Annotated in this window: 16 protein-coding genes; 12 read left to right on the forward strand and 4 right to left on the reverse strand. The window is 43.9% G+C overall.

From position 1 onward, the window contains the following. Positions 1-216 precede the first annotated feature (216 nt). Together slmA and coaBC are read right to left on the reverse strand one after the other, a co-directional pair. The gene (gene slmA, locus ACFI6L_RS07665; RefSeq protein WP_012516568.1) at positions 217-804 is read right to left on the reverse strand and encodes a nucleoid occlusion factor SlmA; all 588 of its coding nucleotides are present in this window, start codon (positions 802-804) and stop codon (positions 217-219) included. Positions 805-919: 115 nt separating this feature from the next. After that, entirely contained in the window at positions 920-2,149 is a 1,230-nt protein-coding gene (gene coaBC / locus ACFI6L_RS07670) for a bifunctional phosphopantothenoylcysteine decarboxylase/phosphopantothenate--cysteine ligase CoaBC (protein WP_462573706.1), read from the reverse strand. A gap of 209 nt (positions 2,150-2,358) precedes the next feature. Here coaBC and radC point away from each other — a divergent pair, with 209 nt between their 5' ends. From radC to mutM, 9 genes are all read left to right on the forward strand, one after another. Next, positions 2,359-3,036: a RadC family protein gene (gene radC / locus ACFI6L_RS07675; RefSeq protein WP_287133761.1), complete on the forward strand. Its 678-nt coding sequence runs from the start codon at positions 2,359-2,361 to the stop codon at positions 3,034-3,036. Positions 3,037-3,128: 92 nt separating this feature from the next. Then, the gene (locus tag ACFI6L_RS07680; protein ID WP_462573707.1) at positions 3,129-3,485 is read left to right on the forward strand and encodes a hypothetical protein; all 357 of its coding nucleotides are present in this window, start codon (positions 3,129-3,131) and stop codon (positions 3,483-3,485) included. A gap of 94 nt (positions 3,486-3,579) precedes the next feature. Next, positions 3,580-4,269 (forward strand): YjbF family lipoprotein, encoded by a 690-nt coding sequence (locus ACFI6L_RS07685; protein ID WP_014947754.1) that lies wholly within the window; start codon positions 3,580-3,582, stop codon positions 4,267-4,269. Next, a complete protein-coding gene (locus ACFI6L_RS07690) occupies positions 4,269-5,018 on the forward strand; it encodes a capsule biosynthesis GfcC family protein (protein ID WP_039236677.1) in 750 nt (249 codons plus the stop codon). Before ACFI6L_RS07685 ends, ACFI6L_RS07690 begins: the two co-directional genes overlap by 1 nt. Beyond that, complete coding sequence (locus ACFI6L_RS07695) at positions 5,015-7,117, forward strand: YjbH domain-containing protein (RefSeq protein WP_462573708.1); 2,103 nt, start codon at positions 5,015-5,017, stop codon at positions 7,115-7,117. The genes ACFI6L_RS07690 and ACFI6L_RS07695 overlap by 4 nt, the downstream gene beginning before the upstream one ends. Before the next feature lie 337 nt (positions 7,118-7,454). Next, on the forward strand, positions 7,455-7,691 hold the full coding sequence (gene rpmB / locus ACFI6L_RS07700; protein WP_014947757.1) for a 50S ribosomal protein L28: 237 nt from the start codon (positions 7,455-7,457) through the stop codon (positions 7,689-7,691). An 11-nt stretch (positions 7,692-7,702) separates the two neighbouring features. Continuing rightward, positions 7,703-7,858: a 50S ribosomal protein L33 gene (gene rpmG / locus ACFI6L_RS07705; protein WP_012516577.1), complete on the forward strand. Its 156-nt coding sequence runs from the start codon at positions 7,703-7,705 to the stop codon at positions 7,856-7,858. 266 nt (positions 7,859-8,124) lie between these two features. Then, positions 8,125-8,589, forward strand: coding sequence for a hypothetical protein (locus ACFI6L_RS07710; protein WP_039226967.1), 465 nt, complete (start codon positions 8,125-8,127; stop codon positions 8,587-8,589). Continuing rightward, a complete protein-coding gene (mutM, locus tag ACFI6L_RS07715) occupies positions 8,590-9,399 on the forward strand; it encodes a bifunctional DNA-formamidopyrimidine glycosylase/DNA-(apurinic or apyrimidinic site) lyase (protein WP_462573709.1) in 810 nt (269 codons plus the stop codon). Positions 9,400-9,417: 18 nt separating this feature from the next. Here the strand turns inward: mutM and coaD are convergent, their stop codons facing one another. Together coaD and ACFI6L_RS07725 are read right to left on the reverse strand one after the other, a co-directional pair. Beyond that, positions 9,418-9,906, reverse strand: a complete 489-nt coding sequence (coaD, locus tag ACFI6L_RS07720; protein ID WP_014947760.1) for a pantetheine-phosphate adenylyltransferase — start codon at positions 9,904-9,906, stop codon at positions 9,418-9,420. A gap of 98 nt (positions 9,907-10,004) precedes the next feature. After that, complete coding sequence (locus ACFI6L_RS07725; protein WP_061438902.1) at positions 10,005-10,736, reverse strand: 3-deoxy-D-manno-octulosonic acid kinase; 732 nt, start codon at positions 10,734-10,736, stop codon at positions 10,005-10,007. Between the two features lie 479 nt (positions 10,737-11,215). Between ACFI6L_RS07725 and ACFI6L_RS07730 the strand changes: the two genes are divergently transcribed. Genes ACFI6L_RS07730 through ACFI6L_RS07740 form a run of 3 tightly spaced genes read left to right on the forward strand, consistent with a single transcriptional unit; the run spans position 11,216 to position 15,315 of the window. Further along, a complete protein-coding gene (locus ACFI6L_RS07730) occupies positions 11,216-11,689 on the forward strand; it encodes a hypothetical protein (RefSeq protein ID WP_039226966.1) in 474 nt (157 codons plus the stop codon). Further along, on the forward strand, positions 11,686-12,861 hold the full coding sequence (locus ACFI6L_RS07735) for a hypothetical protein (protein WP_423089172.1): 1,176 nt from the start codon (positions 11,686-11,688) through the stop codon (positions 12,859-12,861). Before ACFI6L_RS07730 ends, ACFI6L_RS07735 begins: the two co-directional genes overlap by 4 nt. A gap of 9 nt (positions 12,862-12,870) precedes the next feature. After that, positions 12,871-15,315: a putative bifunctional diguanylate cyclase/phosphodiesterase gene (locus ACFI6L_RS07740; RefSeq protein WP_014947764.1), complete on the forward strand. Its 2,445-nt coding sequence runs from the start codon at positions 12,871-12,873 to the stop codon at positions 15,313-15,315. Positions 15,316-15,329: the final 14 nt, after the last annotated feature.

A 15,329-nucleotide genomic window follows, 5' to 3' on the forward strand; every position in this document is an offset into this window, starting at 1 on the left:
CGCATTTTTATGCTGCTTTTTTTGTGCCTGTAGCTTACGGACAGTGACTGAAATAATGAATTATGTGCATGTTGGAACGCTGAGAGCTGAACTCGACAGCTGTCTGATTTAATTGCACTTTTTGCATTGATTTTGAAAAGTGTCAATGCAATATAGGATGGGAACAAGCAAGAAAAAAGGCGCTTGAAAGCGCCTTAGTCGTAACTTAGTTGGGTTCTAAACAAACATTTGCTTGAAAGCAGCCCATTGTTCATTGAACTGCTCAGTTGGCTTACGCGTAAATCCACTGCGGATAAAGCCATTAATACGGCCATCGGTGTAGCAAATCATCATGTTGGCGATAATCGCTTCATCTGCAGAAAGGGTTTTACCTTCGCGTAGCTTGCGCTCTCTTAGCACTTGTTTAAGCTGCGTTTCTAAACGCTCGAAAAGCTTTGCTATGCGCGCGCGCAACCGGTCTTGTTCACCCATTAACGCATCACCATTTAATATTCGAGTAATACCCGGGTTCTTCTCAGCAAAGCCCAAAATAAGATGAAGAATAAGCTGACAACGCGTAAGCGAGTCTTTCTCTTCATTCACAATCTTATTGATGCGCGTGAAAAGTGTTTCTTCAATAAACTCGATAAGCCCTTCAAACATTCGCGCTTTACTTGGAAAGTGACGGTAAAGTGCCGCTTCAGACACTCCCACTTTTTCCGCTAATTTAGCGGTAGTGATACGTTGACCTGGGCTGGTTTCTAACATTCCAGCAAGTGCTTGCAGAATTTGAGCTCTGCGATTTGTTTTTTTGACAGCAGGCATGACGAAAGTATTTCCTCCGCTACCGAGTTATAGCAACTCGGGCTCCATGTTAAGTTGGCTTACACCAAAGCGTTTATATTTATCGTTTTTATTATCGACACTTAATAAGCATCTGTTAGTTTTTATTGTTTAAAGCGTAGCGCTCTGCAATAAGTGCAAGTAATTGACTCGCTAACTCGCTTTTACTGGTTGCAGGTAATCGTTTATCACCATCTTGCCATATTACGTGCAGTGCATTTTTATCACTGTTAAACCCCAGACCCTCGGCAGTAATATCGTTAGCCGCAATCATGTCTAGCTTCTTTTTGGCTAGCTTCGAACGCGCATAATCTTCTACATTTTGGCTTTCGGCCGCAAAGCCCACACAAAATGGTCTGTCTTGGCTGGTGGATATAGTTGCTAGAATATCAGGGTTTTTAACAAAAGTAAGTGTTAACTCATCACCGGTTTTCTTAATTTTATTATCGGCAACGCTCACGGCCTTGTAATCTGCTACAGCAGCCGTACTAATAAATATATCTGTGGAGGCTTTAAGCGTTTGACAAGTATTAAGCATTTCCTCTGCGGTAGTGACATTAATACGGTCACAGCGTTCGGGCGTTTCAAGCGACACAGGACCTGCCACTAAGGTTACATTTGCCCCCGCGAGTGCTGCTGCCTGAGCGATGGCAAACCCCATCTTTCCTGAGCTGTGATTTGAAATATATCGTACAGGGTCCAAAGGCTCTCTGGTTGGCCCCGCTGTTATCGTAATATTCTTTCCCGATAACGCCTTTAGCGACGAAGAAAGGGATAAAGCGTCTCTCTCTGCATCATTTATTACATTGGCAATATCAACAGGCTCAACCATTCGACCTGAACCCACATCGCCACAGGCTTGTTCACCACTTGCCGGGCCAATAAAGGTTACGCCGTGCTCTTTTAAAATATCGATGTTGCGCTTTGTTGCTACCGCTTTCCACATTTGTTGATTCATGGCAGGAGCAATAAAGAGTTTCGCTGTTGTTGCAAGGTACAGTGTAGTCAGCAAGTCATCTGCCATACCGTGAGCAAGCTTAGCAATGGTGTTTGCGGTTGCGGGGGCAACAAGTAGGATATCAGCCCACTTTGCCAATTCAATATGCCCCATTGCGGCTTCAGCAGCAGGATCAAGCAGCTGACGATGCACTGGATTTCCTGACACAGCCTGAAGTGATAATGAACTAACGAACTCTGCGGCAGAGTCTGTTAGAACCACACGCACGTTTGCGCCTAACGCAGTAAGCTTGCGCACAAGATCAGGTGCTTTATAAGCGGCAATCCCGCCAGTAACACCTAGCAAAATATTTTTGTTAGCAATAGACATAGAAGAACACAAAATCTCGAAATTAGCGTTAGCCTACCATGGTGACAAAAAATCGGATAGCTGAACGAAAGTAGGTCTTGTTTCGAAAGCGGCGTATAAGCAGTCCTTAAAGGTGGTAAAAACCATTAATAAACCCGTCTTTTATACAGTCGTTTCTTTGTCACCATTCATCTATAAACAACCTTTTATAGAATAGTCGGGCTAGATGAATGTCGATAAAAGTATGGCCAAAGAATGAAAGGCCAAGAGAAAAGTTATTGCAGCATGGGGCTGAGAGCTTAAGTGACGCCGAACTAATCGCTGTCTTGCTGGGAAAAGGTGTGAAAGGAAAAAGCGCTGTGTCTGTAGCACATGAACTTCTCAACGAGCTAGGCTGCTTACGGGGTGTGGTAACAGCAACGAAAGAACGGTTTGCTAAAGTAACGGGAGTTGGACCGTGCAAATACGCGCAGTTTCAGGCGGGCTTTGAAATATTTAAACGCAATTTAGAAATAAAGCTGAAGCGTCAGGATGTTTTTAATAATGTAGATGATACTAAACGTTATCTACAGGCAAAGCTAAGAGACTGTGAGCGTGAGAAGTTCGCGCTTTTAATGCTTGATAGCCAACATCAGCTTATTGCTTTTCGCACTATGTTTAACGGTACGATCAACAGTGCAGCGGTCTATCCAAGAGAATTGATCAAACAAGTAATGATCGATAATGCAGCCGCGATCATTTTGGTTCATAATCATCCTTCAGGCGTTGCTGAGCCTAGTCATGCGGATATACGATTAACCGCAGAGATCAAAAGCGCAATGGCGTCGATCGATGTGCCAGTTTTAGATCATTTTGTGGTTGGTGATAAAGAAACTGTTTCATTCGCACAGCGAGGCTTGTTAAGATAAGAAATCTAAGTCATTTGTCGATTATAATCTAGTCAAATGGTTGAAAATGATTTAGCATAGGATTTAATGGGTTATTTTATTAAAGGACTGTTATGAAGAAGTCAATCATTGCATTATTTGCAGCTGCAACTATGGTTGCAGGCGTTAACGCACAAGACGGTGAAGGTGGTAGTGGTACTACTGGCATCGGCGGCGTAAGCGGCGGTATGATCGCGTCTGGTGTTGTTGTTGCGGGTATCGTTGCGGGTGTTGTAAACAACAACTCTGCTGATGCACCAGGAAATGGTGGTACTAATCCTCCAGGTCAACCTACTTGTGAAGGTGACGACCTATTGGTAGACGGTGTTTGTGTTGGTACTACTAACACTGTTACTGTAACTGGGACTGGTACTGCTACAAACACAATTACTGTACCTGTTACATTTACTTACGCACCGACCGTACAGTAAATTTAAGAGTATTCGAAAAAGCCGCTTTTTTTAGCGGCTTTTTTTATTTTTATAGCAAAGTTCATTTGTTTTTAGTTTTTGTCGGCGCATTTTAATGAAACTACACACTTTATTTGCCCTTTCGGGTGTTGTTTGCCTTTTTCTTTCCGGATGTTCCACCACGTCACTAGCGTATTACAACACGCTGAAGCTCGCGCTAAAAGATAGAACAGTTAGTTATACCGTTGAAGAGATTGCTGCTAGTAAAGCTGATCTTATGCAAATTAAAGCGGGCGGAAGAGATGCAGCCTCGCTTGCCCTTGCGTATATCGATGGTGAAAAGTACCGGTGGGTATCTGGTGATAAAGTCATCTTCACCATGCACCATGGCATTATCGTTAAAACTGAAGGTTTGGATCACGACCTATACTACACGGGAAATCTTCAGCACAACCCGCTTGCCACCAACAATGTTCTGCCATTCAATTGGAAACGCAAAGTTGATATTGCTTCCATAGGTTACGGTGTGCCGGTTGACTCATCTTGGCGAATAGAAGGGGAAGAAACTCGCGAATATTTAGGTTTTTCTGTTCCGGTAATTAAGGTTATCGAAACCGTAGAATTTTCTGAATACACGCCATTTATCGACGTAGGGTTGTCGTGGGAAAACACGTATTTCTTGCACAAATACTCGAAGGAACTTCTGGCCTCAAAGCAGCAGTTCAGCCCTGAAGGAGACGTTTACGATATGGTTTATTTAAGCCGAGTAGTACGTGAGATGAAGACACAAGGAGCAACGCAATAATGAAGTATATCTATACGCTTTTTATTGCCCTAGGCCTTACTGCAGCTACCAAGTTATATGCAAATGATAACCTTGTTAGTGTCATGATAAACAAGCAAACCTATCAGTTCGACAGGCCGATACGACTATCAAGCGTACTGTCCATTGTTGCTGATAATGGTGATTGGTACTGGCCTTCAGCTTCAGCCTTTGATTTAGCTAACCCTAAAGCTGAAGAAGAGAAAGAGATAGCGCTATCTCAAATTAGCGGACTGCTCAATCAATTTGATGCCGATTCTGAAACACATAAAGCCCTTCAAAATCTCTATGATCAGGTAAGCTCATGGACGGTGTCTACACGCATAGACATGCCAATTTCCTACAATCGAGCAAGGTTGTTTTTTGAAGACAACCCTATGTTTCAGCCAGGTAAATACTGGATTCGACTAAATGGAAGACCTGACGTTGTGCATTTCTCTGGCGCTGTTGTAAAGCCTGGTGCGTACAAGCATCAAAGCGATACGTCGGTTTATACGGCTGTTCACACGGTGAAAAAAGCGGTTGATGCCGACAGAAGTCATGTCTACGTAATTGATCCAATGGGAAATATTGAAGAAAAGGGTATTGCTTATTGGAATTTAGATTTTGGGCAGCTTATGCCGGGCAGCCAAGTCTATGTTCCTATCTCATCAGAACTCTTTAGCAATAAACTTAAGCAATTAAATGAGCGCGTAGCCGCTTTAGCAGTACATAGGGTTTTACCTCAATGAGTGCGCCACTACTTTCTAAGAAAAAAACACTCGCGCTTGTAATTGGCAGCGCGCTTTCTTCTACCGCTTTTGCTGATACTCAAGTTCGCGTTACTCCTTCGCAGATGGTGCAGGGCGGAAATGGTCTTATTCAAACACCAACGGCTCGTATGCGAGACGAAGGTGGAATGGCCATTAACTATACCGACAACGGCGAATATCGCTTCTGGTCAGTTAACATTCAGCTTTATGATTGGATGGAAGCAACTGCCCGTTATACTGACGTGCGCACAAGACTTTACAGTCAAGTTGAATCATTCAGTGGTGATCAAACGCTGAAAGATAAAGGCTTAGACGTTAAATTCAGGTTGTGGAAAGAAAGCTACTATCTGCCAGATATCAGTGTCGGCTTCAGAGACTTTGGTGGAACAGGCTTTTTTGAAAGTGAATACGTCAACGCCAGTAAATCTATCGGTCCATTCGACTTTCACCTTGGCTTAGGCTGGGGATACCTTGGTACAGCCGATGACATCAGCAACCCGTTTTGCGAGCTTAAAGACAGCTTCTGTGAACGCCCAGGGGGCTTCTCTGGTCGCGGTGGTAAGGTAGACTACGACCAGTTTTTCAAAGGAACAACCGCATTTTTCGGTGGTGTGGAATACCAGACACCATGGGAGCCGCTAACGCTAAAGCTTGAGTTCGAAGGAAATGATTATTCTCGTGACAGAGCTGGACAGCTAGAGCAAGATTCTCGTTGGAATGTTGGTGCAGTGTATCGTTATAAAGACTTCGATTTCACGTTGAACTATCAACGAGGTAATACTGTTGGTTTCGGCGTTACTTATCGCTTTAATATGAATACGGCTTCGCAAATAAAGTTCGATGAACCACCTAAGAACCTGATGGGTAGAAAGGTGCCACAAGACGTGAAAGATGTTGATAAATCCCGTCTTTACAATAACCTTTACCGGTCGGGGGGCTTTGTACTGTCTGATGCTGAAATTAAAGAGGACAGCGCTACGTTTTACGGTACACAGGTTGCCTATCGTGACCAGGATGAAGCCATTGAGCGAATTGGTCGCGTGGCGGCCTCAGAGCTTCCAGATTCCGTAAAAACCTATCATGTAGTAGACAATCGCGCAGGTCTTCCTTTAGTAGACACGCAGGTGGATGCCGAGGCCTTTATTGCTGCAGCGCGTTACGAATCTGTTGACGCAGATATCACTGAAACCTACGTCAGAACATCACCCTCAAAAGAAGTGCTCGACGCCTATGATCCTGCCAATACATCTGGCTTCTACTACAGCGCAGATTTCTTCTTTACCCAATCATTCGGTAACCCAGAAGATTTCTATCTGTATCAAACCGGATTATTGCTAAACGGCGGTTATGCTTTTAACGAAAACTTTGCAATCATGAGCAGTGCCAGGGTTACGCTTCTAGATAACTTCGACAAGTTTAACTACTTGGTAGATAACGAAGAAGTGTCGCTACCTCGCGTGCGTACTCGAGTTCGTGAATATGTGTCAGCAAACGATGTATGGCTAGATACAACATTCTTACATTACAAAGACACCATTGCAGAAGACCTCTATGCTCAAGCGTACGCGGGTTATCTAGAAACCATGTTTGCTGGTGTAGGCGGTGAAATACTGTATCGTCCCGTTGATAGTAATCTAGCTTACGGACTTGATATCGCTTACGTAAAACAGCGCGATCCTTACAGTCAAACAGGTTTGGAAGACTACACAGCGGTCACTGGACACGCTAGTGTCTATTGGCAGCCAGAATTCTTAGACGACACGCAAATTACCGTAAGTGCTGGACAATTCTTAGCCAAAGATAAAGGCGTGAATATCGATTATGCGAAGCGTTTCGATAGCGGTATCATTGTTGGTGCATATGCGGCATTCACTGATGTATCGTCAGAAGAATACGGCGAGGGAAGCTTCACCAAAGGCTTCTACATTTCCATACCTACAGATCTGTTCTTGTTAGAACCTACCAAAGGTCGCGGATTATTCCCATGGGTGCCGATTTCTCGTGATGGCGGTCAAATGCTGCGTCGACCCACTCGTTTGATTGACATGACTGAAATAAGGTCACCATTTTTTGATTAAATAGTAATACGCCGCGTTCGCGTGGCGTTTATTCTCGTGCGGATATCTTAGATGCTGCAATGTGAATATAAAATTAAAGCGTAGATTGCGTATTTATTCATAGCCTAACCGCTTAGGGAAAAGTACAATACGGGCCGTGAAAAATGAGAGTTGGTAGTTTTTCGAGCAAAAAAAAGCCAAAAAGTAACCTTTTTGTACTTTCTTATTGAAATGATCCTGCCTTTGCTGTATAAAATGCGCCCTCTAATTTATAGTAATACGTCATTTGACCCAACCACTGTTTGAGCGCTTGGGATTAACTGACGCGACAGTTATCGTTGTTCTGGAGACAAATACAATGTCAAGAGTATGCCAAGTAACAGGTAAGCGTCCAACGGTTGGTAATAACCGTTCACACGCAAGAAATGCGACTCGTCGTCGCTTTTTGCCAAACCTTCAAACACACCGTTTTTGGGTTGAGAGCGAAAACCGTTTTGTAAAACTACGTTTGTCTGCAAAAGGCATGCGTATCATCGACAAGAAAGGTATTGATTCAGTACTAACTGACATCCGTACCCGTGGTGAGAAAATCTAAGGAAGCCGACAATGCGTGATAAAATTAAACTAGTTTCTTCAGCAGGTACAGGTTTCTTCTACACTACTGATAAAAACAAGCGTAACATGCCTGGCAAAATGGAGATCAAAAAGTATGATCCCGTTGTGCGTAAGCACGTTATGTTCAAAGAGGCCAAAATCAAGTAATTAGCTTGCTTTTGTCTCCACGAAAACCCAGCCCTTGCTGGGTTTTTTGCTTTTTGAAGAAGATATTTCTACTTCATCACGTCACGATCCCACCGGATCCCATATTCGACTGTCCACGATCCCTTGAGTTTGTCTTGCGATCACTGCTTTCTCCCACTTACTTTTTTCCAGCAGGTCCTAGGTTTTCTTTGAATTGAATTAGCTTATATATTGGCTAGGTATTACTATATTCCTAATATCAGGACTCATATTTAACGGAAAGTCTGGTGGCTAGAATTTCTCAGCGAGCAATGAATAACGTGGTCATTATTGCCATGCTTATCATGATTGCACTGTTCAACTTAGACAGTCTTGTACCTAAGAAGGATGTTGTTCAATCTCGCAGCCTGTTACCTGAAGACGCTTATGTGTTAAAAATAGAGCACGATGGCCATAGCTTAGAGCGAGTTGGGCAGCAGTGGCGCCAGTCAGGTCAAAATACAGTCCTCGCCATCAAGCCGGATGTTCAGTTTTCACATTGGCAACGGGCAAGGCTTGAGCCGGCCACTGACGTACCCGAAGCGATTACCAACGTACAGCCTTACATCGTCGTAGTATGGCTCGCAGGCAATAATAACGGCAATGTTTACGCCATCTATCCGAATACATCACCTGTTGTGATCAAATTTGAAAATAATTGGTACACATTAACCAACACCGAACTTGATAATCTTTTACCTTGGATACTGTAAATGCCTGAACTACCAGAAGTTGAAGTAAGCCGTTTGGGCGTTTCTCCACATCTTATTGGCAATACCATTACGCAGGTGGTGGTGCGTGAGCGAAGAATGCGCTGGCCCATTCCACAAGAGGTAGCGAACGTTGAAGGTCAGAGCGTTATTGCTGTAAAACGCCGCGCTAAATATCTACTTATTGAAACAGCCAAAGGCACGTTAATTTTGCATTTAGGCATGTCGGGTAAATTACGCGTTATCGATGCATCGACACCAATTATTAAGCATGACCACGTAGACATTGTTTTAAACACCGGTAAGTGCTTACGTTTTAACGACCCACGGCGCTTTGGTGCTGTGTTATTTCAGGCCCCTGATATGCAAATAGCCATGCTTGATAACTTGGGCCCAGAGCCGCTTACAGACGACTTTGACGATAAGCGCTTATTTAAACTATCGCGCAATAGAAAAGGCCCCGTTAAAAACTTCATTATGGATAACGCCATTGTGGTAGGTGTAGGAAACATCTACGCGAACGAAGCACTGTTTTTAGCTGGTATAGACCCGCGAAGAGCCGCAGGAAACATTAGCGCTGCTCGCTATCAGTCGCTAACTGCAACCATTAAGCAAGTATTGGCCAAAGCCATTGAACAAGGCGGCACAACATTAAAAGACTTTGCGCAAACCGACGGTAAGCCTGGGTATTTTGCACAGCACTTGAATGTGTATGGGAGAAAAGGCGAGCCTTGTGAAGTGTGTGGCAAAGCCATCAAAAGTAAGGTTATTGGGCAGCGAAATACCTTTTTCTGTACTCACTGCCAACGCTAATACACTTACTATTGGTGCTTAATCTTTCTTGCTCAGCCGGTCTTTTAAAGCTTTCTCAACTACTGGGTGGCAAAAGCCACTCACTGCACCGCGGTGAAGAGCGACTTCTTTTACTAGGGTGGACGAGATAAATGAATTCTCCTCAGCAGGAGTAAGAAAGACACTTTCTAGCTTTGGGTTTAAACGGCGATTCATATTTGCGAGTTGAAACTCGTATTCGAAATCAGAAACTGCGCGTAAACCACGAATGAGAATTGTGGCATTTTGTTCGTCAGCAAAATCAGCCAATAAACCAGTAAACCCCACTACTTCAACATTTGGTAAGTCAGCAGTGACTTTTTTTATCATTTCTACGCGCTCTTCTAACGTAAACAGTGGCTTTTTACTTGGGTTAGAAGCAATCGCTACAATCACATGAGAAAATAACTGAGATGCGCGTTCAATAAGGTCGGCATGACCGTTAGTGATCGGGTCGAAAGTACCAGGGTAAAGTGCTCTAGTGTGCATAAAGTCGAATCTTTTCGTTGTAGAGGGTTTATGTGTTCAACGTGGCTAATGTAACACATTATTAGCTTATACCAATCCGCTTACCACATGTGCTTTTATTACTTCACTGCCTCGCGGTAACCATTCATACACGCTGACCAGTCGCTCTCTTGCCAGTGAAAGACAGGGTTCTTCGCTTTCTCTTTATGTAAAGAACGCAGCAGACGGTCTAAATTACCTTGTTTCCAGCTGTTACCTTGACGCTGCTCGCAGCGATCGAAATCAATAAGCCAAATTTGCTTATCGCTATCAATCATGATGTTTCGAACGTTGGCATCATGATGGTACACCTGACAATTGTGCATAGCTGCTAGCGCTCGGCCAACCTCATACCACTCATCTTTATCCAGTGGTTTATCGCACAGTGCGTGGTGTAAATCTTTGCTATTTGGAATACTTAAAGTAATTAAATCGCCGCGGTAAATTAGGCCTCGGCGGTGTATACGCGCCGCAACAGGAACAGGCACAAGAAGACCTTGTGCTCGCATATATTCGAGCAGCCTGAACTCTTCAAACGGGCGAGAACGCTCAACACCAATAAACATATATTGGTCGCTCAGTACTTTGCCCACCAAGCCACCACGTTTGAAATGGCGTAAAACCCAGCGCTGACCCTCATGCTCAATGAAAATGGTTGTACCACGTCCCTTGGCTTGACCTGTTATTTTGTCTTGAAGCTGCCAAAAGTCGGGGGTAAACATCTCCGCGTTGGGATGACTGACTAAAGTGTCGTCGAAAATAAAGTGGTGCCCAGCACCTATGTCTCGTCGTATTGTCGCCATGTCGCCCACAACTTATGGTAAATTCTTTATTCTAATGATTTATTTTGGTTTTTCAGCAACGACCGCGTTTCAGAGGTAAAAAAGTCTGTTTACGCGCTCATAGTTTTTACGTACTAAGATTATTTGTTGAAATAATGAATCTAATTCAACGTCTTAAGTATAAAAACCTAAGTCGTTATGCTCATACGCGAGTATCGTTGACCATATTCATCATTTTGGAATGAGCATGTTAAATTGCGGCGGCCCGGAGAGTTCTATCTGAAAAATAAGCATTTATTTGGCGCGAATAGGTAATACTCGAGCAAATAGGCTTCACCTAGCGCATGCCAAAAGATACGAACAATAGGAAAAAATACTGTTGATAGACCAGGGCACCATTACAAGCTAATTGTCGCTTAATTTACTTAATTGTAAGGTAAAACTATCAACTATTATCTACACTTAGCGTTGCGAAGTGTTCCTTTGAAATAACAGGGAGTCGTTACTGAATGAAAAAGCCCGCTTTGCGATGGCTATCCACTGTTCTTGCTTATACTCAATTTAGACTGGTGCTATTACTGAATATTGCACTGTTTTCAGGCGTGCCTGCAGCACACGCAGCAGAACTAAACGTCATGGTTAATGAGAGTGTCATGGTTTCAGAGCTAAACCGCTCTGAGCTTCGCCAGATATTTACCGGCCATCGTCAATATTGGAGCGATGGTACTAAAATCACGGTATTTGTATTGCAAGATAACGATGAGCTCCACAAGCAGTTTTGTCGTGAAGTACTTCAGATGTTCCCTTATCAATTATCTCGTCTATGGGATCAAATCACCTATTCTGGGCAGGGCGTTACACCCGTTAGGGTCACGTCTTACCAAGCGTTGATAGAGGCGTTAGAAAGTACCACAGGCGCTATCGGCTATGTTGAACATACCGAAATTGTGAAATTAAGACGCGTAGAGGTAGGAACAGAATGAATAAATACATCGCTCTCGCGTTTGGCATGATAAGCATGCCTGTCCTTGCTTCACAAGGAGATTTTTCGTGGCATGGTTATGTCTCTCAAGGCGTTACTCAGTCACATGGAAGTAACTTTATAACTGACGATAACGCAATAACAGGTGAGCTGACCGAAGTTGGGCTAAATGGTTACTATCGAATAGCGGAAAACATCTCTGTTGCCGGGCAAATTAATTATTTAGACGGCGGGAATCGTTTTGAGCAGGGTGCTCGTTTAGATTATTTGTTTATTGACTGGAAATTGCCTGACTTGCCCGGTAAATGGCAAGGACAAGTCCACATTGGTCGCTTCAAAAACCGCCACTGGCTGTACTCAGTGACCAGAGATGTGCCACAAACACGTTACACGTCTGTTCTTCCCCAGTCTGTGTACTTTGACGGGTTTCGCGACGTTGCTTTGGGAAGCAACGGTATCCAAACCAGTTTCTCACACTATGGTGCTCAGAATATCTGGGAATTAAACTGGAGTTACGGTCGCTCTAATATTAACGACTCCCAGCGAGATTTTTTACTCGGCGACGAAGCAAAAGGCGACATTAAGCAAGACTTTGTTCATCAAGCCAGCGTATTCTGGCAGCCGGCTACCATGACATGGAAACTAGGTGCCAGCTGGTTGAGTTCTGATTTCAGGTACACACCTTCTCAGAATGACAACCGTATTGCAGGTAATGCAGACATAGAGCGTATTATGTTGTCTGCGCAATACTTTGCAGAAAATTGGGAAGTGTCAGCGGAGCTAGTTAGGGAAGTTCAGGATAATAAAGGGCTATTCTTCCCTGGTTTTGCCTTTAAACGCACGGGCGAAGGCGGTTTTGTTCAGTTTAGGTATTTGTTTAATAACAATGTAAGTGGTCTTATTGGCTACGACACATACATTAACGACAGGTCAGATCGAGACGGAAGGCAATTAGAGGCTATGACAGGCGGCGTGATCCCCGCCTACTTTGGCTACCAAGATACATATACCCTAGGCTTGCGTTGGGACATTGCACCGAAGTGGCGACTTCAAGGTGAGTATCATTGGGTTGAAGGTGCGACAAGGGTAGTGAGCTTACTGAACTTAGATGTGGCGTCTCATGCCGATAAGCACTGGGAAATGTGGTCAGTGCAATTGATGTATTGGTTTTAAGGGCATTAGATGAAGGTTCAGGTATCTTTCACCACTAAAACCATCACAATTTTGTTGGCTATGGTATTAACTGTGGCTGTGGTTATATCAACGGTTCTTATTCAGGAGTCTGACGCTCGAATTCTGCTCCAGCAAAGGGAAAACCAAGTTAGTAATCAACGACGGGTTCAGCTTTTTGAAGACATTCTGCACGGCAGAATGATCACGCTTATTGATATCATCAGCCATAAGAGTGGAGGCAACGCAGATAGCCTTGAATCGCTACAACAAACGCTTAGCGGTCTTAGTGAATACCTGACCCTTAACTTTCAAGTTGAATCGCTGTATTTGTTTGACGAACACGGCGTTGTTGGCAACCCGCTACAGCCAGTAAATAAAACCATTGAAAAGCTAGTGAATACCACTCGCGCGTCGTTTGAAAGCCGCTCACTATTGTCCTGTGACTCGGTATGCACACACTACATTTCAATTCCAATTATGGCAAACGGTGAAACCTTGCCTGTCATCGTTGTGTCCACGTCGATGAGAGAACTGCTATACCTGTTTAGTCGCGCTACCGATGTGCACAAAGTTGCTGTCGTCCAGCACAAAGAAACCTCATCTGAGTTGTCAGAATTAAGGGTGGCAAGCCAAGTATCTGCGGCTAATCGACAATACTTTCAATCTCTATTTGATGCGTTACCCGATAATTGGCGAATTGACGATTTAGTTATTAGAGGCATGAATGTTGCGCTGGAAAATCAGCAGTTGCTGGTTAGTTTATTGCCTTTTAATCACGCATCAGGTGATCATCCTTACTTGCTTATTGTACAAGACGTGTCGGCCATGGTGCGTCAAAACGAACAATACCAGTACATCGTTATTTCTAGCGCTGTTGCGCTATTTTTTATTTTCTCTTCGCTGCTTTACCTTTTCCTAAATCAATACAGAATACGCTTGTTAGATGTAAGCGAACGTTTGCCTATGCTGGCCGAACACAAGTTTAGCGAGTTTTACACCATTGCAGCTAAACGAAGGAAGTCGCCTATTTTCAAATTCACAGATGAATTGGACGTTGTTGAAGACGCGGCAAATAATCTGGCGCGCCAGCTAGAAAGCTTTGACGGACAAATGGCTATTAACACCGCGAAGCTTGAAAAAATGGCGATGTTCGATGTGTTAACGGGACTTCCCAACCGTAATATGCTGACGTTTCAAATAGAAAAGCAGCTAGCTGGTTCAATTCGCGACGATAGGTTAGTGGCACTGATGTTCATGGACCTTGATGACTTTAAAAAGGTTAACGACAGTCACGGTCATGACGTCGGCGATAAACTCTTAAAAGCTGCTGCTATGCGTATTTCTAAGCCGATTAGAGAGTCTGATATTGCATCTCGATTTGGCGGTGATGAGTTTGTTATTTTACTTTCAAATATCGAAAGCAAAAAGCACGTAGATACGGTAGCCAAAAAGCTGATAGAAGAGTTTAAAGAGCCAATCATTGTAGATGGCGTAACCTTTTACGTTTCTATCAGTATCGGTATTGCTATTACCAACCACTCTCGCGCCACGCCAGTAGAACTGCTGCGTCATGCTGATATTGCGATGTACGAAGCCAAAGCCAAAAAAGGGGCGGAGTATCGCGTGTATGACGCCACCATGAACCTTAAAGTAATGCAGAAGGTTGAGCTGGAGTCAGAGGCGCGTGAAGCCCTAAGAGACAACCAGTTTAGCTTAGCGCTTCAGCCCCAAATTGAGATGCACACGGGAAGGCTGGTGGGCTTTGAAGCGCTATTGCGTTGGCAACACCCTAAAAAGGGTAATATTTCCCCAGCCGATTTTATACCGCTTCTTGAAAACACGTCATTCATGCTTGAGCTTGATTACTGGGTAATTACGCGCTCAACTTATTTAATCAGAGAGCTTAAAAATAGCGGCTACCCCGACGTGAAGATGGCGATTAATTTGTCAGCGGGTCAGTTCTTAGACCCGAGTTTGCCTGAATTCTTGCAGCAGCAAATTATCAAAAATGACATAGCGCCCGACCAAGTTTGCTTAGAGTTAACCGAAACGGTATTGGTATCAGATATCAAGCGTGCAACCACTATCATGCAAAATATTCGCGACATGGGGTGCATGCTGGCTATCGACGATTTCGGCACGGGCTATTCGTCGTTGAGTTATCTTAAATCGTTACCCGCCGACTACATCAAAATTGACCGCTCGTTTGTGGCAAATATCGCCAGCAGTGCTGACGATAGAAACATTGTTCACTCTACGATTTCTATGGTGCGCAACATGGGAATGCAAGTGGTGGCAGAAGGAATTGAAACCAGTGAACAGTACGAGTTGCTGTGTCATTTCGACTGCAACCTGGGTCAAGGCTACCTTATCAGCAGACCTATTCCTGAGGTTAACATTTGGGACGTGTTAAGCGACAAAGTAGAGTTTGGTTTTTGGAAAGAATCCGCCTAGGGCGACTTTACCGT

This window comes from Alteromonas sp. G4i35, assembly GCF_054960375.1.

Bases quoted from the DNA above. Each gene is read 5' to 3' on its own strand.
- ACFI6L_RS07680 (WP_462573707.1), top strand. From the start codon at position 3,129: ATGAAGAAGTCAATCATTGCATTATTTGCAGCTGCAACTATGGTTGCA.
- coaBC (WP_462573706.1), bottom strand. From the start codon at position 2,149: ATGTCTATTGCTAACAAAAATATTTTGCTAGGTGTTACTGGCGGGATT.
- slmA (WP_012516568.1), bottom strand. From the start codon at position 804: ATGCCTGCTGTCAAAAAAACAAATCGCAGAGCTCAAATTCTGCAAGCA.
- ACFI6L_RS07690 (WP_039236677.1), top strand. From the start codon at position 4,269: ATGAAGTATATCTATACGCTTTTTATTGCCCTAGGCCTTACTGCAGCT.
- radC (WP_287133761.1), top strand. From the start codon at position 2,359: ATGTCGATAAAAGTATGGCCAAAGAATGAAAGGCCAAGAGAAAAGTTA.
- coaD (WP_014947760.1), bottom strand. From the start codon at position 9,906: ATGCACACTAGAGCACTTTACCCTGGTACTTTCGACCCGATCACTAAC.
- ACFI6L_RS07685 (WP_014947754.1), top strand. From the start codon at position 3,580: ATGAAACTACACACTTTATTTGCCCTTTCGGGTGTTGTTTGCCTTTTT.
- ACFI6L_RS07735 (WP_423089172.1), top strand. From the start codon at position 11,686: ATGAATAAATACATCGCTCTCGCGTTTGGCATGATAAGCATGCCTGTC.
- ACFI6L_RS07695 (WP_462573708.1), top strand. From the start codon at position 5,015: ATGAGTGCGCCACTACTTTCTAAGAAAAAAACACTCGCGCTTGTAATT.
- rpmG (WP_012516577.1), top strand. From the start codon at position 7,703: ATGCGTGATAAAATTAAACTAGTTTCTTCAGCAGGTACAGGTTTCTTC.
- rpmB (WP_014947757.1), top strand. From the start codon at position 7,455: ATGTCAAGAGTATGCCAAGTAACAGGTAAGCGTCCAACGGTTGGTAAT.
- ACFI6L_RS07740 (WP_014947764.1), top strand. From the start codon at position 12,871: ATGAAGGTTCAGGTATCTTTCACCACTAAAACCATCACAATTTTGTTG.
- mutM (WP_462573709.1), top strand. From the start codon at position 8,590: ATGCCTGAACTACCAGAAGTTGAAGTAAGCCGTTTGGGCGTTTCTCCA.
- ACFI6L_RS07730 (WP_039226966.1), top strand. From the start codon at position 11,216: ATGAAAAAGCCCGCTTTGCGATGGCTATCCACTGTTCTTGCTTATACT.